Genomic DNA, 23,407 nt, shown 5'->3' on the forward strand with positions numbered 1-23,407 from the left:
TCAGCTCCTCTCCGTCGTGGTGAACTCGGTCCCGTCAGGCACGGTCCCGTCAGGCACGGCCCCCTCGGGCACGGCCCCGGGCACGCAGGTGGCGGCCCGGCGGATCCCCGGCAGGTGCCCCTTGGCCGCGAACCGCTCCCGCGCGGCCCGTGCGGAGGCCCGTGCGTCCGCCCGCCTCCCCAGTGCGTACAGGGTGGCGGCACGGTCCAGTGCGGCCGTCGCCTGGACCAGGGGGGAATCGGTGAGCAGCGAGGCCGCCACCGCCCGGTCCGCGTGGGCCGCCGCTGCGGACGCGCGGCCCTCGGCGGCCGACAGCCGGCCCCGCATCCCCTGCAGGTCGACCGCGTCGGCGTGGCTCAGCTCCGCTCCGTCCCCGATACCCGCGAGCCGGACGGCCGCCCGGCGTGTGCGGCCCGAGTCCAGCTCGATCCGGGCCGCGTCCAGTGCGACGGCCGTCCGCATCCCGGTCGCGCCGGTGTGCCGGGCCGCCTCGTCGGCGCGGGCCAGCAGTTCCAGCGCGGCGGAGCCGTGGCCGAGCAGCGACTCCACCGCGGCCCGGAACACCGGCAGGAACACCTCCGCCTCGGCGAACCCCAGCTTCCGGGCCAGTTCTCCCGCCTCCGCCAGGCAGCCGTACGCCTCACGGGTCCGGTCCTGGAGGGCGTACAGCACCGCCAGCGGGCAGTTCAGGGTGAGCCTGACCGTCGGGCGGCCCCCTCCGTGCTCCGACAGGAGGGCCCGGCAGCGTTCCACCGCCTCGGGCGCGGGCGCCGGGCCGCGCCACAAGGAGATTCCGATGGCCCCGAGCGCCCCGGCGCGCTCGGGTTCGGCCCCGGCCAGCACCGCCTGCTCCAGGGCCCGCGCCTGATCGCGCTCCGACTCCTCGTGCCGGCCCGCCTGCTGGAGTCGCTGGGCCAGTCTCAGATGCGCCCGCGCCCTGCCCGCCGAGTCACCGGCCGCCTCGAAGACCGGCAGCACCGCCCGGGCCGTCGCGGTGAGTCCGGGTCCCGGACCGCCGGGATCCAGCACCACGAGTGCCAGCCGGGCGTGCGCGGACTCGACCGGCGCGGATTCCAGGTCCCGTACGCGGCGCAGCAGGGCCGCACCGGCCTCGGTGTTGCCGAGGGCCACCCGCACCTCACCGAGCCTGCGGACCGACCCGGCGTCGTCGGGGTCGAGGCCGACGGCGCGCTCCAGCAGGCTGTGCGCCCAGGACAGGTCGGACCGGGCGGCGGCCTGGGCCCCGGCCCGGCCCAGCGCGGCGGCCGCCCGGCCGCGCAACCGCAGGGTGCCCTCGTCCAGCAGTCCCAGCTCGGCGCGGTAGTGGTAGGCGCGCTCCAGATGGCCACCGACAGCGCCGTCCCCGGCGCGCAGCACGCTGGGCAGATCCGCAGCCCAGGCGTGGCGGTCGGCCTTGGCCCGTTTGGACTGAGAGCCGTACGTCACCTCGTGCACCAGCCCGCTGCTGAACCGGTAGGCCGCCGTCTCCGGGTCCCTCCGCGGCGCCGGCTCCACCAGCCGGCGCCTGCTCAGCGCCGCCAGCACCTCCTCGACGCGCGCCAGGTGCCGCGCCCGCTCCTCGGGAGGGGCGGCCACCACCGCGGACGGCTGCCGCTCCGCCAGTCGTGTGGACACCTCCAGCAGGACGAGTTCGGCCGCGGTGAACTCGCGGCCGATCACGGCGGCGAGATCGACGGCGGTCCGCTCCGCCCTGGCCAGCGCTCCGATACGGGCGCCGAGCAGTGCCTGCAGGGTCGGCGGCAGCCCGCCGTCCGGGCCGTCGGCGCCCGTGCCGGCCCCCCGTCCGCCGACCAGCAGTTGTTCCAGGTAGAGCGGGTTGCCCTCGGCGCGGGCCAGGAGCCGTTCGTCCACCGGCCCGTCCCGGCCGTCGAGCCGGCCGAGCTGGGCGGCCAGCCGGGCGGCCTCCTCGTGGGGCAGTCCGGTGACCGGCAGCCCGCCCGTGCCGTCGGCCGAGCCGTCCGGGCGCCCCACACAGACGATCAGTACGCCGGCAGGCCCCGCTCCGTCCGTCAGCCGCTCCAGCGTGCGCGTCAGCAGGGGCGCGGCCGCGTGCGCGTCGTCGAGCACCACCACGACCGGCCGGACCCGGGCGGCCCGGCCCAGCACCGTCGACAGTGCGGCGCACATGTCCTCGAACGGCGCGTTCGGCGTGCCGTCCCGCAGCAGGCCGGCCGAGAGCAGCGCCGTCGCGTCGTCGTCGGCCGGCATCCCGGAGGGCCGTACGGAGGCGTGCCCGGCCGCGCGTCCCTCACCTGCCGGACCGGGCCGGACGGCGGGCACCCGCAGGGCGCGGAGGGCGTCGGCGAGGGGGGTGAGCGTGCCCTGTTCCCCATGGCTGCGGCACCGGCCCGCGCCGTGGGCGAGTGCGCCCGAGGCGGCGCGCCGCGCCAGCCACTCCCGTACCAGCCTGGTCTTGCCGACACCCGCCTCCCCGGTGACCCGCAGCAGACCCGCTCGCCCGTTGCGGACGGTCTCCGCGAGGGCCGCGTCCAGTGCGCCGCGCTCGGCACGGCGCCCCACGAAGGGGACGTCGAAGCGGCGCAGCAGAGCCGGGTCGTCGGTGCCCAGCGCGAGCAGCCGGTAGGCCTCCACGGTCTCCCGCTTGCCCTTCAGCCGGAGCGGTCCGGTCGGCTCCGCCGAGACCGTCGGGCCGGCGGCCAGCAGGGTGTGCGGGCCGATGAGGATCTCCCCGGCACCGGCGTTCTGCTCCAGGCGGGCGGCGATGTTGACGGTTTCCCCCGACACCAGGGCCTGACGGGCCGTCGCGTCCCCACCGGCCACCACCTGACCGGTGTTGACACCGACCCGGGTGGCCAGCCGGATGCCGAGTGCGGCGTGCAGTTCCTCGTTCAGCTCGGCCAGCGCGTCCCGCATCCCGAGCGCCGCCGCCAGCGCACGCCGGGCGTCGTCCTCCCGGACCACCGGGACACCGAACACCGCCATCACCGCGTCACCGATGAACTTCTCCGGGGTGCCGCCCTGAGCCACGATCTGGGCGCTCATCGCCTCGAAGTACCGCAGTGTCACGGTACGCAAGGTCTCCGGGTCCAGTACGCCCGACAGCGCGGTCGAGCCGACGAGATCGCAGAAGAGCACCGTCACCGGCTTGCGCTCGTCGTCCCCCGGGGTGACGGCGGCGGTGCACGGCGTCCCGCAGGACGAGCAGAACCGCGCGTCCGGCGGCAGGTCCTGACGGCACGAGGGGCAGGTCATGGCGGTCCTTCTCTCGGAGGTGTCGGGTCCCGCCCACGCCCCGGCGGACCGGGGCGTGGGGCGGGACCGTGGTCCGCGACGCGGGAGGCGCGGGGCGGGAACGCGCGGGCACGGCCTAGAACAGTGCGCCGCCGGCGATCTCGCCGTGTGCCTGGACCTCCGGTTCCACGGCGTCCAGCCGGCTCTTGATGTCGAGCAGTACGCCCAGTTCCTCCGGCGTCAGCTGGCTGAGCACGAGGCGCTGCTCGTCACTCAGCAGGTCCACCGGCAGGCCGGCCTCGTACAGCGCGTCGGGCAGCACCGGCTGTGTGCCGTCGGCCGGCTGCCGGGGGGCGCCGGTCTCGGGGGGTCGGGTCATGGTGGGACTCCCATCGGTGAGGGGTGTCCGGCTCCCGGGGCGGCGGTACCGCCTCGACGCGCCCGAGCCGGACGAACAGGCGGGTGAGCGCGTCGAGGGAGTGCATGGCGCTGACCGCCACGTCCGCCTCCTGCCCCCGGGTCAGCGGGAGCCGGTCCAGCAGCGCGTGGAGGTCGTCCAGATGGCCCGTGTCCAGCGCCGCGTGTTCCCGTACGGTCCGCAGGGCGGCGTCCGGGAGCCCGGTCGTCCTGGCGATGCGGGAGGTCAGGGTCGCGGAGGGCGCGTAGCCCTCCAGCACCGCCATGTAGCCGAGCAGCGCGACGGGGTGGTGGTGCTCGATCCAGTAGTACTGCGCGCCGGCCAGGTCCGCGACGACCGGTGCCGGCATCGGGCGGAGCGCGTCCCCGGGCGGCACACCCGCTGCCCGCAGGTCGTCGAGCAGCCAGCCGTCGTGGCCCTCCTCCTCCCGGATGTGCTCGGTGAGGTAGGACGCCAGCGGCCCCGCCGACGGATCGCCGCGGGTCTCCAGCAGCCGGGCGCGGTCACGGGCCCGCAGCATCAGCGGCACCGAGGCCCGCACCACCGCATGCATGGTGCACAGATACGCGCGGTACCGCGGCAGCAGGTCCTCCGGCCGCCACAGGTGTTCCGTCGCGTCCAGCAGCTCGCCCTCCAGGAGCCCCAGCGTGACCCGCAGCCGCGCCGAGGTGCTCGGCCGTGCGGCGCTCACCGGGCCCCGCCCGGGGTCCGGACGTCACCGGCTCCGGCGGCGGGGGCATCCGCGGCGCCGGCCGCGCCCGCGGTGACGAGGGGGGCGTACGCCGCGCAGCCGTGGCGTCGCACCACCCCCACCGCGCCCCCGGCGGCCCCCTGCCGGGCGGCGGCCAGGTCCAGCAGCGCGCCCGCCGCACCCGTCGCCACGCCTGCGGCCGTCACGTGTGCGCCGCCGCCCAGGGCGCGGCAGCCCTCGCAGTAGGAGGTGCCCCGGGGCGGTGTGCCCGAGCGTGCGGACAGATGGGCGGGGCCGACCGTCCGGATCATGCGCAGCACCGGTGACTCCTGGGTGCGCCGGCGCACCGCCGCCCAGTCGTCGGTGGCGATGTGCCCGAGGTGCAGGTGGTCGGGGACGGGCCGCAGATCCACCGTGTCCTGGTTGCAGCAGGCCAGAACCGTGCCGTCGAAGGCGACCACCGGCCAGGCGGCCATGGCGCACGGGGAGACCGGGCCCGTGTCAGGGACGGTACGGGCGGGGGCCGCCCAGGCCGCCGCCCGCCCGAACGGCCGCACCTCGTTGACCAGCGACGGCACCCGGCCGCCGAATTCCTCCTCGATGTCACGGGTGATGTCCGCGAGGTACGGGTCGCCGGTTCCCGACCCGGTGAGGTGGAAGCTCACCGCGACCCCCGTCTCCCGGATCCGGTGCAGGGCGCGGAAGACGTCGGCCCGCGGGATCTCCCGCTCGTGGTGGACGTCCAGACTGGCCGAGAAGTGGTCGACGGCGGTGATGGCCCGCAGCAGCGGAGCCGGGATCCGCCGCGAGCGGGCGAAGAACATGCCGCTCAGCAGCGCGGTACGCGCCCCGGCGCTGTGGGCGAGCGTGCTCAGCTCCTCGACGAGCCCGGGCAGCAGCAGCGGTTCACCACCGGTCAGCATCACCACGTCGGGGCGGTCGTCCGGGGTGAACGAGCCCACGAAACGCGCGAGCTGGCCGGCGTCGGGCCGCTCCCGCACGGTCATGCCCGATCCGGTGGAGCAGTGGGCGCAGCTCAGGGGGCAGCGCCGGGTGAGGCCGAGCAGCAGTCCGGCGGCGGGGAACGGCCGCCGTACGACGAGTTCGCCGAGTTCCATGCGGGGCCGCCTCCTTCAGAGGGCCGGGGCGCGTCGGGCGCGTACCCAGCCTGTCGCGGGGCGGTTCGGCGGTGGTCCACGACCGCTTCAAGGTCGGTATGGGCCCAGGTCACCGGTGCGGGCCGGGCACGTCACACCCTCTTCCGGCGGCCTCGCGACCCTGCCGAACTGGCCTGATACCGCAGCCATACCGCCGCCGAAGCGTCTCCCAGGCGGGGGCTCCTAACTTTCTCGGCAACGGCGGGCAACGGTCCGCCCCACCGGAACCCGGCACCTCGGGGCTCCCGGGACCAGCACAGTCACGAGTGGACGGAGACCACCATGTCCGAGAACACGAAGCCCGCGGCCGACGACAACAACGAGACCGAGACCCCCGAGGTCGAGGCGCACTCCGTGCTGGACCTGCAGGAGACCGCCAACCACGAGATCGCGGCTCCGGGCAGCTGTGTCAGCGTGCTCAGCGTCGTCATGGACTCCAACTGACCGGACGCACCGGGGTGGCGCCACGGAGGCCGGGGCAGGACCTCCCGCTGTGGCGCCGGGCCGGCCGGTGACGTGGGGCGGTTCCGTCGTGACGGAGCCGCCCCGCCGCTGCTTTCCACCCCACCCGTGGGCCACCCTCGCCGGCCGTGCAGGGGCTCCGGCGCCGCACGGTGCGAGGAGCTCGTTCCCCGGCCCTGCGCCGCACGGTGCGAGGAGCTCGTTCCCCGGCCCTGCGCCGCACGGTGCGAGGAGCTCGTTCCCCGGCCCTGCGCCGCACGGTGCGAGGAGCTCGTCCCCCGGCCCCCGCCGCCCGAGGCCCGAGGCCCGGGCGGGCCCGCACCACTCGTCACGAGCCCGACCATCCCCGGGAGTTCACGATGACCATGCCGCTGCGCGGCAACAGGGATTTCCGGCTGCTCTGGATGAGCGGCCTGTTCGCGGTCCTGGGAGGGCAGATGAGTGCTCTCGCCCTTCCCCTGCTGGTACTCAAGGAGACCGGTTCCGCGGTACAGGCCGGGGCCGTCGGGACGGTGTCCGTGGGAGCCGTGCTGATCACGATGCTGCCCGGCGGTGTGGTGGCGGACCGTGTCGAACGCCGCCGGCTGATGAGGCTGTGCGACGTCGGCAGCCTGGCCGTCGTCACCGCCCTCACCGCGGCCGTCTGGTCCGGGCACGCCCCCATGCCACTCGTCCTGCTCGTCGCCGCGGCGGGAGCGGTGATCAGCAGCATCTACGGGCCGGCCGTCTTCGGCCTGATGCGCGCTGTCGTCCCGGCGGACCAGATGGGCACCGCCACCGCACGGCTCCAGGCACGCACCCATACGGCCCGGCTCGTCGGACCGCTCGTCGGGGGAGCGCTGTTCGGTGTCCACCCGGCCCTGCCGTTCGCGGCCGAGGCACTGGGCCTGTTCCTGTCGACCGTCTGCGTGGCCCTCGTCCGCACCCGCTCCCGGGCCAGGACGAAGGCGGGCGCCGTGTTCAGCAGGCGCGAGCTCATGGCGGGCCTGACGTTCCTGTGGGCGATCCCGTATCTGCGTACGGTTCTTCTCGTCTTCGGCCTCGGCATGAACTTCGCGTTCGGGGCTCTCACCTTCACCGCCCTGACCGCGTTCTCCGAAGGCGGCCGTTCCGGCGTCGGCGGTGGCTTCGTCCTCACCTGCGTCTCCGCGGGGGCACTGGCCGGGGCGCTGCTCGCGCCGCGGATCAGCCCCGACCGGCACGCGCGGGCCCTGATCCTCATCACCTGCTGGAGCTGCGTGGTGGCAGCCGGGACGATGGCCTGGACCGGCCGACCGCTGGTGGCCGGGATCATGTGCGCGCTCTGCATGTGCCTGTCGACGATCGCCAGCATCGGATTCCTCTCGAAGCTCCTGATCGTGACCCCGGAGGAGAGAGTGGGCCGGGTACAGAGCGCGGCCGGCTTCCTGTCCTCCATGGTCCAGCCGTTCGGGCCGCTGGCCGGCGGAGCCCTGATGACCGCTTTCGGCGCCCGCTGGGCCTTCTCCCTGACCGGCTGTGTGCTGGCCGTGTCCGCCCTCGTGGTCACCCTCGCCCCCTCCGCGCGGGCAGAGCCGTCCCCGCACCTGGAGGCGGTCCCGGCCGGCCCGCCGGAGCCGGGCACCGGCCCCACGTCGGCGCCCGGCCCGGACCGCGTACCGGCGCCCGGCTCCGACCACGCGCCGTCCGGCGCCGACCGAGCCGTTCCCGCGGACTGAGAACCGGGCCCCGCCGCACTCGAGGACCGGGCCCCGCGAACCGGACACGACCCAGCCACCCCACCGCCACCGTCGGCGCTCCCGGCGGGCTTCGAGAGGAGAGCCGCGCGTGCCAGGCATCCAGGAAACCCAGCTGTACTGCCTCGCCGACCGTACGTACTTCGACACCCCGGCCCGGCTGCCCGACGAGGAGTCCCGGTACCGGCTCGGCACCGACCCGCCTCCGGCGGGCTGGCGCCGCGAGGCCGTGGGCCTGTGGACGTCCCTGGTGCCCGAGCACACCGCGCCGGCCGAGCAGGGCTGGAAGATCCATGTGTCCACCGTCCCCGGCGAGGCCGAGGCCACCCTGCGGGACACCGCCCGCATCTGCCTGCGCCACGGGGTGCCATTCAAGTTCCTGCGCAGCGAGCAGGCGCTGTCGCTGATGGCGGGCAAGTACGTGAACCGCAGCGGCGCGGGCAAGTTCATCGCGGTCTACCCGCCCGACGAGGCCGTGTTCCTGACGCTGGCCGACGAACTGTCCCGGGCCCTGGCCGGGCGCAGCGGCCCCTACGTCCTCAGCGACCTGCGGATCGGCGACGCCCCGGTGTACACGCGCTACGGCGCCTTCGTCCCCCGCTGGTGCGACGACGCCGGCGGCCGCCGGGTCCTGGCCCTGCGGAACCCCGACGGCGAGCTGGTCCCCGACGAACGCGGTGTGGTCTTCCGGACGCCCGCGTGGGTCGAAGTGCCCGCCGCCCTGCGGCCGCACCTCGCGGCGCGCGCCGCCGCCCGCGACGACAGCTTCCCCTACACCGTCACCGAGGCCCTCCAGTTCTCCAACGCCGGCGGTATCTACCTGGCCGTGGACCGGGAGACGGGCCGGCGCCTGGTGCTGCGGGAGGCGCGCCCGCACTGCGGCCTCGACGGCGTGGGCGACGACGCCGTCACCCGCCTGCACCGCGAGCACCGGGCCCTGACGGCGCTGGCCGGGCTGGACTGCGTCCCGGAGGTGTACGGGGTACGGACCGTCTGGGAGCACCACTTCCTGATCGAGGAGCACATCGAGGGGAACACGCTGCTGGAGGAGATCACGGCCCGTTTCGCCCTCGTACGCGGAGCGGAGTCGGCCGACGACCTCGCTCCCTACGTCGCATGGGCCGACGCGACGGCGGGCGAGCTCTCCCGGGCGCTGGAGGCGATCCACGCGCGGGGTCTGCGCTTCGGCGACCTGCACCCCTCCAACATCATCGTCCGGCCCGACGGGCGTATCGCCCTCGTCGACTTCGAGTACGCCACCGCGCTCGACGACGAGGTCACCCCGCTGGCCGGCGCCCCGGGCCTCCAGGCGCCCCCCGGCACCCCGGGGGCGGAGGCCGACGCGTACGCACTCTGGGCGACCTGGCTCGCCATGCTGATGCCGGTCATGGAGATGGCCGGACTCGAGAGGGCGAAGGCCCTCACCCTGGAAAGCTGGGCCCGCCGCCGGTACGGCCTGCCGGCCGGGGCGGGCCCGCGCCGGCCAGGACTGCTGCGCGGCCTGGACGCCTCACGACGCCGCGAGGCCGAGGTGGCCGCCCTGTTCGAAGGGCCCGAGGTGGACTGGGCGGGGATCCGCACCCGCCTGCTGGCCGGGATCCACGCCGGGGCCACACCCGGACGGGCGGACCGTCTCTTCCCGGGTGGCCCGGATCTCTTCGCCACCGGCGGGACCGATCTCGCGAACGGCGCCGCCGGTGTCCTGTACGCCCTGCACCGGGTGGGCGCCCCCGTCCCCGAGGAGTGGACCGACTGGCTCGCGGCCGCGGCGCTCCGCAGGGACCCCGCCGGGGCGGGCGGGCTCTTCGACGGGCTGCCGGGCACGGCCCTGGTGCTCTCGCTCCTGGGACGCGGGGACCAGGGGCGCGAGTTGTGGGACCGTGCGATGTCCGCCGCGTCGCCGACGGCATCGGCGGATCTGTTCACCGGGCGCGCGGGCATCGCGCTCGCCGCTCTGCGCATGGCCCGTGCCGGCGGGACGGCCCCCGACACCCGGCTGGTCGAGACGGCCCTGCGCACCGCCCGGGACCTGGACCGGCTGGTGCGGGGCGAACATGTGGACGGCCTGCGCCTCCCGGAGTCGGCGGGACTGCTGCGCGGGCTGAGCGGAGCCGCCCTGCTCCACCTGGAACTGCACACGCTGACCGGCGAGGCGTGGCTGCGCCCGGCGGCACGCGCCGCCTTGGAGCGCGAGGCCGGGCACATCGTCGCCATGCCTGACGGCACGCTCCAGGTACGGGACGGCCGGCGCCATCTGCTCTACCTGAGCCAGGGCAGTGCGGGCGCCGCGCTGGTGGCGCAGGCGTACACGGCACGGCACGAGGACCCCGTACTGAGCGCCCTGATACCGGGCGTGCGCAAGGGCTGCGTCATGGAGTTCGTGCGCGAACCGGGGCTGTTCACGGGGCGGACGGGGCTCGTCGCCACCGCTGGCCAGCTCGGTCCGGGGTCCCGGACCGGAGCCGGTGTCCTGGCCTCCGTACGCAATCTGGCCTGGCACCTGGTCGCCGACGAGGACCGGCTGCTCGTCCCGGGCGCGACCCTGCGGCGCTTCTCCGCCGACCTCGGCACGGGGGCGGCCGGTGTCCTCCTCGGCCTGCACTTCCTGTCGGGCGGAGAGGGCGGGGCCGGGGCCGGGAAGGATCCTGCCGGTCTGCTGGAACTGCTCACCCTCGGCCGAGGAGTTCCAGGGCCGTCCGCCGGGGCGCCGCGGGGGTAGCGACGTCCTCGCCGGGGCCCGCGCTCTCGCGGGCGTACAGGCCGAGCAGGCGTGGCACCTCGTACAGCGCCGCGTGTGCGGTGACCTCACCGGGGGGAGAGGTCACCGCACCGGTGTCGATGAGCGCCTCGACGGCGCGGATGGCCGCCCGTTCGTCCAGGCCCAGTGCCGCCATCGCCCGCTCCAGGGTGAAACCGCCGTCCCGTGTGTGATCGGCGAGCCGCGTCAGCGCCGCGCGGTTGCGGGCGCTCAGGTCCTGCCAGCCCGCCGCGATCCGCGACCGGACGGACACGTCCCCGGCGACCAGTTCGTCCAGGGCCGTCCACGGGTCCTCGATCCGGGCCGCGTACTCCGCCAGCGGCAGGTGCCGCAGCACCGCCAGCCGCATGCCGCCCACCACGACCGCCAGGGGCAGCGCCCCGCAGGCCCGGACGATGCGCAGCGCCGCGGCGGGATCCGTCCGCAGGCGGTCCACACCGATCAGCTTCCCCAGCAGCTCCGACGACTCCGCCTCCTCGGGCGGGGACAGGGCGATCCGGTGCACGGGTGCCAGGCCGGCCAGTTGCCCGCGCGCGGTCAGGATGACCGAGCACCGCCCCGACCGGGGCAGCAGCCCACGCACCGACGCCTCGTCGACCACGTCGTCCAGCACGAGCAGTGCCCGGTGCCGGGACAGCCAGTCCTGCCACGCGGTCTCGGCCTCCGCCGCGTCGGGCCGGCCCGAGGTCTCCACGCCGCACAGCCGTAGCAGTTCGTCCAGCATGCCGGTGCGACCGCGTGCGGTGCCGTCCTGCCGCCGGACCCGCACGTGCACGCGCCCGTCGGGGAAACCGTCCGTGAGCAGGTGCGCCGCCCGGACGGCCAGCGCCGACTTGCCCACCCCGGCGGGGCCGGTGACGACGAGCACGCCGCCGTCCGGGGCGCCCGCCACCGGGAGCAGCCGCGCCAGTTCGTCCTCACGGCCGGTGAAGTCCCGGATGTCCGCGGGCAACGACACGTCGCGCGAGGCCTTGCGCGGGGCGGCGGGCCTGACGGGGGTTCCCCGCCCGAGTATCCGTCCGTAGAGGGCGGCCAGAGCCGGGCTGGGCTCCAACCCCAGCTCCCTGGAGAGAAGCTGCCGGTAGTCGTCGTACACCTCCAGCGCCTCCGCCTGCCGGCCGGACTGGTGCAGGGAGTTCATCCAGGCCGCGCGGAGCCGTTCCCTCAGCGGGTGCCGCTCCACCAGGTCCCGCAGGCCGTCCACCGCGACGGCCGCCCTGCCCGTCTCGGTCTCGGCCTCCGCCCAGTCCTCGTAGACCGTGAGGCACCGGGCCTCCAGCCTCTCGGCCTCCTCCGCGACCACGGCGGAGTCCCGGAGGTCGTGCAGTGGGGGCCGCTCCCCCCAGAGGTCCAGCGCCTCCCGCAGGAGCCGTGCCGCGGTGCGCAGATCCCCCCGCTCCCCGGCCGCCCGGCCCGCCCGGGCCAGCGCCCGGAAGCGCAGGGTGTCCAGCTCACCCTCCTCGATCCGCAGCCGGTAGCCGCCGCAGCCGTGCACCACCCGGTCCCGGTCGCCTCCGTCCACGGCCGCGAAGAGCGTCCGGGCGGCACTGACGTAGACCTGGAGGTTCTTGCGCGCGGTCCGGGGCGGCGCCTCGGGCCACACCACGTCGGTCAGTACGTCGACCGGTACCGGGGTGTTGGGGCGGGACAGCAGGGTGGCCAGGACCAGCCGCTGCTTGCGCGGGCCGAGCGGCAGCGGTCTGCCGTCGACCGCGGCCGTCAGTGGTCCCAGCAGCGAGAAGTACACGGCGCCGACGGGACCGGGGCGAGCGGGGGGACGGGTCATCAGCGGACCTCCTGGTCGGGGGAGGGGCGACAAGCTGCCGTACACCGGCCGATCCTGCCGCGACACGGAACGGCGCACATCGGTACCCGTCCCGCATCTTCCGGGGCGCGCCCCGGCCCCCTGCCGCCCCCGGCCCCCATATTGCGCGGGGTTCCCCCCATCCCGGCGGTCCGCTCCCCCAGGGCGACCGTGCGGGCACGGCCCGCACCGGCAGGGGCCTGGCCTCAGGGCCGGTCGACGACGCACTCCGCGGCGAACTCGCACAGGGCCGTACGGTTGGCCCGGCCCGTCTTGCTGAGCAGACTGGCCAGGTGCTTCTCCACCGTGCGGGGTGAGATGGACAGCCGCTGGGCTATCTGCTGGTTTCCCGGCCGGTCCGCCAGCAGCACGAACACCTCGTACTCGCGCGGAGTCACCCCGTTGGTCCGCAGCGGCGGCGGGATCCGGTCCCGGCCGCCGCGGTGCTGGGTCACGCTCACCCCGGCCTGCCGCAGGGCCGCCCGGCACGCAGCCGCCGGCGGCTGCACCCCGGCCTCGTAGAAGTACTCCTCCGCGGTGCGCAGCCAGAGGACCGGCTCGCCCCACCCGTCGGCGAGCGCCGCGTCCGCGACCAGGCGCAGACCGAGGTGGCGGGCCACCGGAAAGGCCGCGGACCGGGCGTGGAAGGCGGCCATCCGCCGTGCGGCGCCTGCCCGGTCGCCCTCCCGGCCGAGCAGCACCGCCTCGGCCAGTTCGAGGAACTGGCGGTTCCATGCCAGGGCGGCACCGGGCGCGCCGGCCACTTCCTCGTACTCGCCGCGCGCCCCCTCACCCGCCAGCACCCGCAGCAGCGGCCGCAGCCCGTAGCGGCCGCTCAGGTAGTAGTAGCTCGGGTGGTCGCGCTCCCAGGCCAGCACGGCGTCGAGGTCGGCGAGCGCCCGGGGGCGGTCCTCCTCCAGGAGCGCGCCGATGGCCCCGCAGAAACCCAGCCGCAGGGGCACCAGGGCGGACTGTTCCCCTCCCGCCCTGCGGAAGGCGGCAAGCGCACGGTCCGTCTCCCGCCGCCGGCCGCGGTGCGCCGCCGCCGCCGCCCCGGCCAGCAGCAGGTACCGGTGGGCGCCGTGGTTGCCGATCCTGGCGCTGGCCTCCACCGACCGTCCGGTGATCTCCTCCGCCTCGTCCCACCGGGCGCACATCACCGCGTTCATCGCGAGCAGTCCGTCGACCGTCTGCGCCAGCAGCAGCGAACCCAGCTCCGCGGCCGCCGCCCGCGCCGAGTGCAGACGGCTCGCGTCGCCGGTCCGCATGAAACCGTTCACCCCCAGCCGCACCAGGGCCTCGACCCGCCACAGCGGCAGGGAGTGCTCGGTGGACAGGGCGAGCATCCGCTCCAGACAGGCGTCGGCCGCGTCGAAACCCCTCTCCCGGGAGAGCAGCGCCAGCAACTGCCAGGCCTGGCAGGCCACGACCGGCAGTCCCTCCGCCTCCGCGGTCTCCGCGGCCTCGCGGGCGGCCTGTTCCACCGCTTCCGGCTCCCGCCGGTCCTCGCCGGGGAGCAGCGAGAGGTGTCCGTCGACGACCGCGAGCGACGCACGGCGCGCCGGGGACGGTGACGGCCCGAACAGGTCCTGTGCCGCGCCTATCTGCCGGGCCGTGTCGGCGGCCCTCTCCGCCATGACGGCCACCCAGGCGATCTTGATGTGGGCATCCCCCCGCCGGGCGGCCGCCTCGGAACGCGCGGGTACCGGGGGCAGGGCGTCGGCCAGGGCCAGCGCGCCGTCCAGGTCACCGCCTTCGGCCAGGGCCACCGCCAGGGACTCGGTGACGGCGGCCAGATCACTCTCCGCCGCCAGGGAGCGGGCACGTTCCAGCAGCACCACGGCCGAGCCGTGCGAACCCGCGGCGAGCATCCGCCGTCCCGCCTCGGCGAACTGGCGGGCGGCGCCCGCACGGTTGCCCGCAGCGAGCTCCAGTGACGCCACCAGCTGGCGCCGGTCCTCGTCGAGCGGCTCCCCGGAGTGCTCCACGGCCGCGGCGGCACGCCGGGCGAGTGCGGCGCGCTCGGCCGGTGCGAGGGAGGAGACCAGCGCCTCCGCGGTCAGGGTGTGCCGGAAGGTGTAGCGGTCGGGGGCCGCTCCGTCGGGGGCGATCACCCCCGTCTCGACGGCGGACCTCAGGTGGGTGAACAGGGCCCGGTCCTCCAGCCCGGTGACGGTCTGCAGGACCGCCACGGAGAACTGGCTGCCGAGGGTGGCGGCCGTCAGCAGGAGGTCCCGCACCGGCTCGTCCATCCGGTCGAGCCGATGGGACCAGCTCCGCAGGATGCGTGACGGCAAGGACCCGTCCGGCTGTTCCGCCGCCTCCCAGCCGCCTTCGGTACGCCGCAGCCTGCCCGTGTCGAGCAGGTCGTCGAGCAGCACCTCGACCAGGTAGGGGTTGCCCGCCGCGCGTTCGACCAGACGCTGCTGGACCGCCGCGGGTATGTCCTCGGGCGGCGTCTCCAGGCAGGCGCCGGTCAGGGTCCGCACCTGCGCGTCACCGAGGCCCTCCAACTCCATCACCGTCGCGGTGTGACGCTGCTCGGCGGAGCGCACGAGGTCCAGCGCCGTCCCCGGGTGGGGGCGCAGGGTGCCCAGCAGCAGGACGGGCAGGTCCGCCAGGTTGTCGATGACGTACTCGACGACCGCGACGGTCTCCGTGTCGCAGTCGTGCAGGTCCTCCAGCAGCACCACGCAGCCGGTGTCGCGACCCAGGACCGACAGCAGCCGCAGCAGGGCCTCGGCCAGTTCGACCACGGTCTCCGTGTAGCCGGCGGACTCCCCGTCCCGCCACTCCGGCACCAGCCTGGCCAACGCCGGGTGGTACGGGACCAGTTCCGGGTCCGTCGGCGTGCCCGCGGCCCGGAAGTGGGACGACAGGGCCTCCACCAGCGGGCGGAACGGCACGACCAGACCGGTGGAGCCCGCCCGTCCACGCAGCACCGGCATGCCCAGTGCATAGGCCCGGTAGGCGCATTCGCCCACCAGCCGGGACTTGCCGATCCCCGCTTCACCGACGAGGAACAGCGCGCGCCCCGAACGCCGGCGTGCGGCGTCCAGGGCGCTGCTCAGCAGGCCGATCTCCTCGTCACGCCCGACGGTGACCGGCGAATTCGCACGCATGGCCGCAGGCTACTGGAGCCGTACAGAGTGCGGCAGTAGGCACATTCCCGCTCAGGACGGTGCGCCCCGGTGGGAATGGGTCACATCGGGACCGTGAAGGTGGTCCAGGGCAGGTCGGGGCCGACCGGGTCCCCGTCCGTGGCACTGAGAAGCCTGCTGCGCAGGCCCAGCCCGCCGCGGTTGCCGAGCGAGATGCGGCCGGCGGGGTGCTCGGTGGCGCCCTCGTGCGCCGTGGCGACGTCCGTGTACCCGGCCGAATCGCTGATCTGCGTCATCTCTGCCTCATCTACTGGTCGTTGGTCGACAACGTCATGGGTGCGGTGGACCGGTCGGCCCCCGCGGAGTGGCGCATGAGCAGAGCCGGGCCGATCCGGTCGGGGAACCCGGCTCGCAGCAGCCCGTGTCCGATGCCCGACAGGCCGGTGAGCAGCCCGGGGTGGGGTACGTGTCCTGGCGTCCCGCAGTGCGCCTGCGCGCGGTCGGCGGCGGCCAGCAGGGTGCCGGTCCGGCGCAGCCAGTGGGGGCGCAGGTGGGGCAGGGCGCCGTGGCCGAGCAGTTCCAGCACGCCCAGCTCGCCGTGGCAGAGGCTGTCGTCGCCGGGTGGCGCCTCCCGCGCCACGTCCCCGGCCCGTTCCGCCAGCCAGTCGCGGAGTTCGGGATCCGCCAGGGCTGCCGGGCTGTCCGCGACCGCGAGCGCCACGCCCGCCGTTCCCGCGCACCAGGCCCGGCCACCGCCGGTGCCGCGCGTGGCACCGCGCAGGGCATCCAGTCCGGCATTCCGGTAGCGCGGACCACCACCCGTCCCCGCGAACCGCAGCAGTGCCCAGCCGATGCCCGCGGCCCCCTCCGCGAAGCCCGCGTGCGCGGGAAGCGGCGCCGCCGCGATCCGTTCGGCGCACCGCTCGGCGCCCCGCCAGGCCTCCGCCCGGCCCGTGGTCCGGTGCACGGCGAGCAGCGACACCAGCCCGCCGGCGGTCCCGCCGCGTACCCCGAGGCCCTCCTCGGCCGCACTCGCGGCGCAGCTCAGCCGGGTGGCGGGGGCCGGCCCACTCGAGTACCCGCCGGTCGTCCAGGAGCGTGCCGACCTCGGCAAGGGCGTACGCGATGCCGCCGAGGCCCGAGAAGGCGCCGGAACCGACCGGGCCGAGGTCGTCACCACGCCGGTGCAGGGCGTCCAGGAGGCCCGGTACGGGTGCCAGCGCGGCACGGGCCGCGTCGGCGTACCGGGCGGCGCCGGTCAGTGACGCCAGCTGGGCGAGGAACAGCGCCGGCCCGGTGTAACCGCCCGCGAGATCGGCGGCGAGCGGCGTGAGACGCCAGTAGCGCTCACCGAGCAGCTCCAGGCCGATCCAGTTGGTGCGGCCCCCGCCGTGGTAGGCGAGCGAGACGAGCTGGTCGCCCACCGAGCGCGCGGCGGAGAGCAGGCGTTCCGGTTCCGGTGCGGTCGCCTCCGTCCGCGGCCTGGCGAACCCGGCGGGACGGTGCGGGAGTTCGGTCGAGGTGCTCACCATCGCGGTGCGGATGATCCGTTCCTGGTCCTGCCGGTCCACCGTGTCCAGGGCGCGGATCTTGGCCTCCGCCCGTGCCAGCCCCGTGGGTCCGGCGGGACCCGGCATCCTGCGCCCGTTGCCGCTCCACACGTCCGTGGCGTCCGGGCGGCCGGTGAACACCGGTACGTCGCCCTGCCACAGCTCCGCGATCTCCTCGTCCTCGAGACCGGCCAGCGCGGGGGTGCCGAGGACGTCGGTGCGCAGCAAGGCGAACACCTGCTGGCGTTCGCCGGCGTCACGCATCAGGTCGGGGTGGGTGGATTCGTGCAGCAGCGTGGCGTACGTCCAGGTCGGCCTGGGGACGAAGCGGATCTCGTCGTCCGCGAAGAGGCGCAACAGCCCCTTCGGGCCGAGCAGTTCGTCGCGCGAGCCGCTGACGGCCGTGTACGCGGCGCGGAAGCCGTCGCACAGTGCGTCGGTGAACCCGAAGGGATCGGCCCGTACCCCGCCGAGCGTGGGGCTGTTGGCCGAGGCGGTGAACCGCCCCGCGGTGCGCACCAGGTGCATGGTGTCGGTGCCCGCCGCCGCCCAGGAGGCTGTCTCCAGCGGCGACGAGGCCGCCCGGCCGCCGCCGACGGCGGACATGTCGAGCACGGTGGTGTCGCCGACCAGCAACTGCGGCAGCAGTCCGACGCGGTGGACCGAGGCGTGCAGGGCGCGGGTGGCCGGGTCGGCGGGCGGAGCCGGTGTCAGGGGCGGGTGGAACAGCGTCTCCACGTCGACCAGGACGGGGTGCGGCCCGCAGGCGATGAGGTTCTCGTGGTGCAGGTCCGTGCCGTCCAGGACGTGCAGCAGGGCCAGCAGGGCGCCCAGCCGCCGGTAGAAGAGGGTGGTCTCGGCCGTCGTGCGGCAGGGAGCGTCCTCGACGAACTCGGCCCATCCGTACGCCCCCCGGTCGAGGACCTGCGGGGCGCGCAGATCGGGCGTCCCGGTATGGGAGTTGAACCACCCGATCAGGGTGTCGAAGTGCCGGTGGGCGGCGAGCGGGCGCGGCTTGTATACCAGCCGGGAGCCGTCGGTGAAGCGCAGCAGCATCACCGACCGGCCCCCGCGATGACTGTCGCCGGTACCGGCCGTGACCCCGGTCAGGGCGTGCGGCCCGGGGCCGGCGGACCCTCCCGGGCCCCGGCCGCCCCCCAGCACCGCGGAGGAGCTCAGGAGCTCCTGGTCCGCCGCGAGCCTGCCGAGCATCTCGGCGAAGGCGTCGGCCGCGTTCATGGCCGCCTGTGCCAGCACCCTGGCGAGGACCGGATACGCGGTGACCAGGGAGGTGAGGCCGGCCCGGCTCGCGGTGAGCCGCAGGAAGTCCCGGAAGCGCGCACGCGGCCCCTCCCCGCTCAGCCTGCCGCCGGTCCGCGCCCCGTGCAGTTCCGAGACGAGGGTCCTGGCGGCCAGCAGGGCGAGGTGCCGGGCCACGTCCTGCCGGAAGCCGTCCAGCACGGTGGCGGGGCAGACGGGCGTCCCCGGCCGTGCGGCATCCCCGGGCACCGCGTCCGCCAGCCGGCCGGCGGCCCGGGCCGCGAACGGCGCGACGATCACCTCGAAGCCGGTCAGGTCCGGGTACGCCCGGTCCGCGACCCGTGGCTCTTGGGGCGCGTCCGCCACGGCCTCCCGGACGAACCCGGCCCAGCCGGGCTCCGTGCCCGGTCGCGGTCCGACGGTACCGGGAGCCCACCACGGGTCGCCGTGCTCCCGGGAGGAGAGAAGGCGGGCGGGCTCCGGCACCCCCGTGCCGCCAGGGCCTTCGACGGGCGGTGCGGCGGCCTCGCCCGTACCGCCGAGCGCCTCCCTCTTCACCACCGCGTTCACCCCCCCCGGCCGCGGGAGGCCCCAGCGGTCCCCCGCGGCCATCCTGGAGGGCGGTGGGGGTCCCGCACATGGGGGAGTCGCCCCCATCTTTCCGCCCGTCACGCAGCGGCCGTACGGGATCGCTGCTCAGCGGGCCGGCGCCGCCGTCGATCCGCGTTCCACGAGCTCCGCGTCGATGGTCGCGACCCCTCCCGGCGGGGGCGTCTCCTTGCCCATCGCCAGCCGGCCCGCCCGCGCTCCCGCCTCCGCCAGCGGCAGCCGTACGGTCGTCAGGGCCGGTACCGCGTCCACCGAGAACGGCAGGTCGTCGAAGCCCGCCACCGAGATGTCCTCGGGGATGCGGAGCCCGTGGTCGCGGACCGCCGCGCAGGCGCCCAGGGCGACCGTGTCGTTCGCGGCGACGACCGCCGTCAACTCCGTCCCACGGGCGAGGAGTGCGCGAGTGGCCTCGTATCCGGAGCGCCGGTCGTAGGGTCCGTGCACGGTGAGGCCCTCCTCGTCCCCGTACAGCCCCGCCTCCTTCATCGCCTCGCGGTGGCCCTCCAGGCGGTGGCGGGTCGTGGTGCGCTCCAGGGGGCCGGCGACGTAGCCGATGTGCCGGTGACCGAGCTCCAGCAGGTGTTCCGTGAGCCGCCGGGCGCCTCCCCGGTTGTCGAAGGCCAGTGCGGCGACGACGGCGTCCGTGTCCGGGAGCGGGGGGCGCCCGCAGAAGACGATCATGGTCCCCGCGTCCGCGAGCTTCGCCAGTTTCACGGCGATGGCGGCCTGGTGGGACGCGTCCTCCAGGGCGCCACCGGTCAGGACGACCGCTGCGGCGCGCTGGCGTTGGAGGAGGGTGAGGTAGGTGAGTTCACGCTCGGGGGAGCCGCCTGTGTTGCAGACGACGGCGAGTTTCTCGCCGCCCGCGCGGCCGGAGCCGTCGCCGGGCCCGCCGATCTCGCTCTGCGCGGCTCCCGCCATGATCCCGAAGAACGGGTCGGCGATGTCGTTGACGAGGATCCCGACGAGGTCGGACGTGGCGGCGGCGAGCGAGCTGGCCGGGCCGTTCAGCACGTAGTCGAGTTCGTCCACCGCGCGCAGGACCCGTTCCCTGGTGGACGTGGCCACCGGGTAGTTGCCGTTCAGCACACGGGACACGGTGGCCGGGGACACCCGGGCGCGAGCCGCCACGTCCGCCAGGGTGACTGTCATCGCTCTCCTCCGAGGAGTTGTGGGGCGCCCCTCTTGTCCGGGCCGCAGTCGGCAGGCTAGCGTCATACCGCATAGAAAGCGCTTGCTACGGCTGTATGGAGGAACTTCGTGACACGCAGGACAGTGCGCATCGCCATGAACGGCGTCACGGGACGCATGGGATACCGGCAGCACCTGGTGCGCTCGATCCTCGCGATCCGCGAGCAGGGCGGCCTCGACCTCGGTGACGGCGATGTGCTGTGGCCCGAGCCCGTCCTCGTCGGCCGCCGCGCCCACGCCCTGGAGGCCCTGGCCGCTCAGCACGGCCTCACCGAGTGGTCGACCGACCTGGACGCGGTGCTCGCCGACGAGTCGATCGACATCTACTTCGACGCCCAGGTCACCTCGGCCCGTGTCGAGGCGATCAAGAAGGCGATCGCGGCCGGCAAGCACGTCTACACCGAGAAGCCCACCGCCACCGACGTCGAGGGCGCCCTCGAACTGGCCCGCCTCGCCCGCGACGCCGGAATCAAGCACGGCGTCGTCCAGGACAAGATCTTCCTGCCGGGCCTGCTGAAGCTGAAGCGCCTCATCGACGGCGGCTTCTTCGGCGAGATCCTCTCCGTGCGCGGCGAGTTCGGCTACTGGGTCTTCGAGGGCGACTGGCAGGAAGCCCAGCGCCCCTCCTGGAACTACCGCGCGGAGGACGGCGGCGGCATCGTCGTCGACATGTTCCCGCACTGGGAGTACGTCCTGCACGAGCTGTTCGGCCAGGTCACCAGCGTCTCCGCGCACGTACAGACGCACATCCCGCAGCGCTGGGACGAGCACGGCAAGCCCTACGCCGCCACCGCCGACGACGCCGCGTACGGCACCTTCCAGCTGGCCGGCGGCGCCGTCGCCCAGATCAACTCCTCCTGGGCGGTCCGCGTCAACCGCGACGAACTCGTCGAGTTCCAGGTCGACGGCACCCACGGTTCCGCCGTCGCGGGGCTGCGCAACTGCCGTGTCCAGCACCGCTCGGCCACCCCCAAGCCGGTCTGGAACCCCGACCTGCCGGTCACCGAGCCCTTCCGCGACCAGTGGCAGGACGTCCCCGACAACGCCGTCTTCGACAACGGCTTCAAGGCCCAGTGGGAGCTGTTCCTCCGCCACATCGTCCTCGACGAGCCCTACACCTGGGACCTGATGGCCGGCGCCCGCGGTGTCCAGCTCGCCGAGCTCGGCCTCAGGTCCTCCGCCGAGGGCCGCCGCTTCGACGTACCGGAGCTGACCCTGTGACCGTCCACCTTCCGCAGGGCCCCTACGAACCCCGCACCACGCCCCTCGACCTCGGCCCGGGCGGCGTGCCGCTCGCCTCCCGTACGGTCTTCTCCGCCGCCCACGTCGTCGCCGACCCGTACGCCGACACCAGCCCCGACGACCCCGCCGCCGTCGATTGGGACGCCACCCTCGCCTTCCGCCGCCACCTCTGGTCGCACGGCCTGGGCGTCGCCGAGGCGATGGACACCGCGCAGCGGGGCATGGGCCTGGACTGGGCGGGAGCCGCCGAACTGATCCGGCGCTCGGCCGCCGAGGCGAAGTCGGTGGGCGGTGCGATCGCCTGCGGTGTGGGCACCGACCAGCTCACCGGCCCCGCGACCCTCGCCGAGGTGCGCGCCGCGTACGAGGAGCAGCTCGCCCTGGTGGAGGAGAGCGGTGCCCAGGCCATCCTGATGGCCTCCCGCGCCCTCGCCGCAGCGGCCCGCGGCCCCGAGGACTACCTGGAGACGTACGCCCACCTACTGCGCCAGGCAACGGAACCGGTCGTCCTGCACTGGCTCGGCCCGATGTTCGACCCCGCGCTGGAGGGCTACTGGGGCAGCGCGGACCTCGACGCCGCCACGGACACCTTCCTGAAGGTCATCGCGGAACACCCGGACAAGGTCGACGGCATCAAGATCTCGCTGCTGGACGCCGAGCGGGAGATCGACGTGCGACGCCGGCTGCCCAGTGGGGTGCGCTGCTACACCGGCGACGACTTCAACTACCCCGAACTGATCGCGGGCGACGACCGGGGCTTCAGCCACGCCCTGCTGGGCATCTTCGACCCGCTGGGCCCGCTGGCCGCCCACGCGGTACGGGTCCTGGACACCGGGGACGTCGAGGGCTTCCGCACCCTCCTGGACCCCACGGTCGAGCTGTCGCGCCATCTGTTCCAGGCACCGACCCGCTTCTACAAGACGGGCGTGGTGTTCCTCGCCTGGCTGGCGGGCCATCAGGACCACTTCACGATGGTCGGCGGCCTGCAGTCCGCGCGCTCGCTGCCGCACCTGGCGAAGGCGTACGAACTGGCCGACCGGCTCGGTCTGTTCCCCGATCCCGCGCTGGCCGAGTCCCGGATGCGTTCCCTGCTGGCCGTCAACGGAGGCGCCCGATGAGTACCGACCTCTCCCGCCTCTCCGTCAACCAGGAGACCGTCCGGCAGCTCTCCCTGCCCCAACTCGCCGAGGCCTGCGCCAAGGCGGGTATCGGACAGGTCGGCCTGTGGCGCGCCCCCGTGCAGGAGTACGGGATCGAACGCGCCGGACGGCTGATGAAGGACGCGGGCCTCACCGTCACCAGCCTCTGCCGGGGCGGCTTCCTCACCGCGACCGACCCGGCCGAACGCGCCCGCGCCCTGGACGACAACCGGGCGGCCGTCGACGAGGCGGCGGGCCTGTCCACCGACACCCTGGTCCTGGTCTCCGGCGGACTCCCGCCAGGCGACAAGGACTTGTACGGCGCCCGGGAGCGGATCGCGGACGCCCTGGCCGACCTGGCGCCGTACGCGCGGGAGCGGGGCATCCGCCTCGCGATCGAGCCGCTGCACCCGATGTTCGCCTCGGACCGGTGCGTCGTCTCCACCCTGTCCCAGGCGCTGGACCTCGCGGAACGCTTCCCCGCCGAACAGGTCGGCGTGGTCGTGGACGCCTACCACATCTGGTGGGACGACCAGGTGCCCGCGCAGATCGCCCGGGCGGGCGCGGGCGGGAGGATCCACTCCTTCCAGCTCGCCGACTGGATCACTCCGCTCCCGGCGGGCGTCCTCGTGGGCCGCGGCCAACTCGGTGACGGGTGCGTGGACTTCCGCGCCATGCGCCGGCAGGTCGAGGCGACCGGCTTCGACGGGCCGATCGAGGTCGAGATCTTCAACGAGGGCCTCTGGGCCCGCGACGGGGCCGAAGTGGTCGCCGAGGTCGCCGCCCGGTACCTCGAACACGCCTGCTGAGAGCCCCTTCCGACGACTTGGGCAAAGAGACGGTCAAGGCGTGCAACCTTTCCGCACCCTCCCCGGTCGTACTTCGCGTCGGGACTTCCGGGGAGGGGTCCGGGGGGATCGGGAAGCCCGACGGAGGGGGACAGCGAGGGGGGTCCGGCCTGTGGGCCGGGCCCCATTCCGCGTCCTGGGGCGGGGTCCGCCACCCATGGGGCGCCACCCATGGGGCATCGCGGTTCCCGGGGCTGGGTCCGTCACCTACGGGACTTCGTGGTTCCCGGGCCGGGTTCCCCGCTCCCC

At 74.9% G+C, this 23,407-nt stretch carries 13 protein-coding genes and 2 pseudogenes; 6 read left to right on the forward strand and 9 right to left on the reverse strand.

Annotated elements, in window-relative coordinates; all coding sequences use genetic code 11:
- From QFZ58_RS23950 to QFZ58_RS23965, 4 genes and pseudogenes are all read right to left on the reverse strand, one after another.
- Nucleotides 1-3,234: an adenylate/guanylate cyclase domain-containing protein gene (locus tag QFZ58_RS23950; RefSeq protein WP_307126956.1), complete on the reverse strand. Its 3,234-nt coding sequence runs from the start codon at nt 3,232-3,234 to the stop codon at nt 1-3.
- A gap of 115 nt (nt 3,235-3,349) precedes the next feature.
- A complete protein-coding gene (locus QFZ58_RS23955; protein ID WP_307126957.1) occupies nt 3,350-3,592 on the reverse strand; it encodes an aroma-sacti cluster domain-containing protein in 243 nt (80 codons plus the stop codon).
- Nucleotides 3,589-4,322, reverse strand: a pseudogene (locus QFZ58_RS23960) (iron-containing redox enzyme family protein). Before QFZ58_RS23960 ends, QFZ58_RS23955 begins: the two are co-directional and overlap by 4 nt.
- Entirely contained in the window at nt 4,319-5,440 is a 1,122-nt protein-coding gene (locus QFZ58_RS23965; protein ID WP_307126959.1) for a radical SAM protein, read from the reverse strand. The pseudogene QFZ58_RS23960 and the gene QFZ58_RS23965 overlap by 4 nt, the downstream one beginning before the upstream one ends.
- 321 nt (nt 5,441-5,761) lie before the next feature.
- On the opposite strand from QFZ58_RS23965, the gene QFZ58_RS23970 reads away from it, so the two are divergent.
- The 3 genes from QFZ58_RS23970 (at nt 5,762) to lanKC (ending at nt 10,375) form a co-directional block, all read left to right on the forward strand.
- Nucleotides 5,762-5,923 carry a hypothetical protein gene (locus tag QFZ58_RS23970; RefSeq protein WP_307126960.1) on the forward strand — a complete coding sequence of 54 codons (162 nt, stop codon included), beginning with the start codon at nt 5,762-5,764 and terminating at the stop codon, nt 5,921-5,923.
- Nucleotides 5,924-6,300: 377 nt separating this feature from the next.
- Entirely contained in the window at nt 6,301-7,638 is a 1,338-nt protein-coding gene (locus tag QFZ58_RS23975) for an MFS transporter (protein WP_307126961.1), read from the forward strand.
- Between the two features lie 109 nt (nt 7,639-7,747).
- Nucleotides 7,748-10,375, forward strand: a complete 2,628-nt coding sequence (gene lanKC / locus QFZ58_RS23980) for a class III lanthionine synthetase LanKC (RefSeq protein WP_307126962.1) — start codon at nt 7,748-7,750, stop codon at nt 10,373-10,375.
- Here lanKC and QFZ58_RS23985 read toward each other — a convergent pair.
- The 5 genes and pseudogenes from QFZ58_RS23985 to QFZ58_RS24005 form a co-directional block, all read right to left on the reverse strand.
- Nucleotides 10,323-12,200, reverse strand: coding sequence for a BTAD domain-containing putative transcriptional regulator (locus tag QFZ58_RS23985; RefSeq protein WP_307126963.1), 1,878 nt, complete (start codon nt 12,198-12,200; stop codon nt 10,323-10,325). The two genes, lanKC and QFZ58_RS23985, sit on opposite strands and share 53 nt — an antisense overlap.
- A gap of 224 nt (nt 12,201-12,424) precedes the next feature.
- Nucleotides 12,425-15,340, reverse strand: a complete 2,916-nt coding sequence (locus QFZ58_RS23990) for a LuxR family transcriptional regulator (protein ID WP_307126964.1) — start codon at nt 15,338-15,340, stop codon at nt 12,425-12,427.
- Between the two features lie 80 nt (nt 15,341-15,420).
- Nucleotides 15,421-15,615, reverse strand: coding sequence for a hypothetical protein (locus QFZ58_RS23995; RefSeq protein WP_307126965.1), 195 nt, complete (start codon nt 15,613-15,615; stop codon nt 15,421-15,423).
- Between the two features lie 11 nt (nt 15,616-15,626).
- A pseudogene (locus QFZ58_RS24000) lies at nt 15,627-18,741 on the reverse strand (type 2 lanthipeptide synthetase LanM family protein).
- An 84-nt stretch (nt 18,742-18,825) separates the two neighbouring features.
- On the reverse strand, nt 18,826-19,890 hold the full coding sequence (locus tag QFZ58_RS24005; protein ID WP_307126966.1) for a LacI family DNA-binding transcriptional regulator: 1,065 nt from the start codon (nt 19,888-19,890) through the stop codon (nt 18,826-18,828).
- A gap of 108 nt (nt 19,891-19,998) precedes the next feature.
- Between QFZ58_RS24005 and QFZ58_RS24010 the strand changes: the two genes are divergently transcribed.
- Genes QFZ58_RS24010 through QFZ58_RS24020 form a run of 3 tightly spaced genes read left to right on the forward strand, consistent with a single transcriptional unit; the run spans nt 19,999 to nt 23,119 of the window.
- Nucleotides 19,999-21,150 carry a Gfo/Idh/MocA family protein gene (locus tag QFZ58_RS24010; RefSeq protein ID WP_307126967.1) on the forward strand — a complete coding sequence of 384 codons (1,152 nt, stop codon included), beginning with the start codon at nt 19,999-20,001 and terminating at the stop codon, nt 21,148-21,150.
- Complete coding sequence (locus QFZ58_RS24015; protein ID WP_307126968.1) at nt 21,147-22,289, forward strand: dihydrodipicolinate synthase family protein; 1,143 nt, start codon at nt 21,147-21,149, stop codon at nt 22,287-22,289. Before QFZ58_RS24010 ends, QFZ58_RS24015 begins: the two co-directional genes overlap by 4 nt.
- On the forward strand, nt 22,286-23,119 hold the full coding sequence (locus QFZ58_RS24020; protein WP_307126969.1) for a sugar phosphate isomerase/epimerase: 834 nt from the start codon (nt 22,286-22,288) through the stop codon (nt 23,117-23,119). The genes QFZ58_RS24015 and QFZ58_RS24020 overlap by 4 nt, the downstream gene beginning before the upstream one ends.
- The last annotated feature ends 288 nt before the right edge of the window (nt 23,120-23,407 follow it).

The organism is Streptomyces sp. B1I3, from assembly GCF_030816615.1.
In the GTDB taxonomy this organism is placed as follows: domain Bacteria; phylum Actinomycetota; class Actinomycetes; order Streptomycetales; family Streptomycetaceae; genus Streptomyces.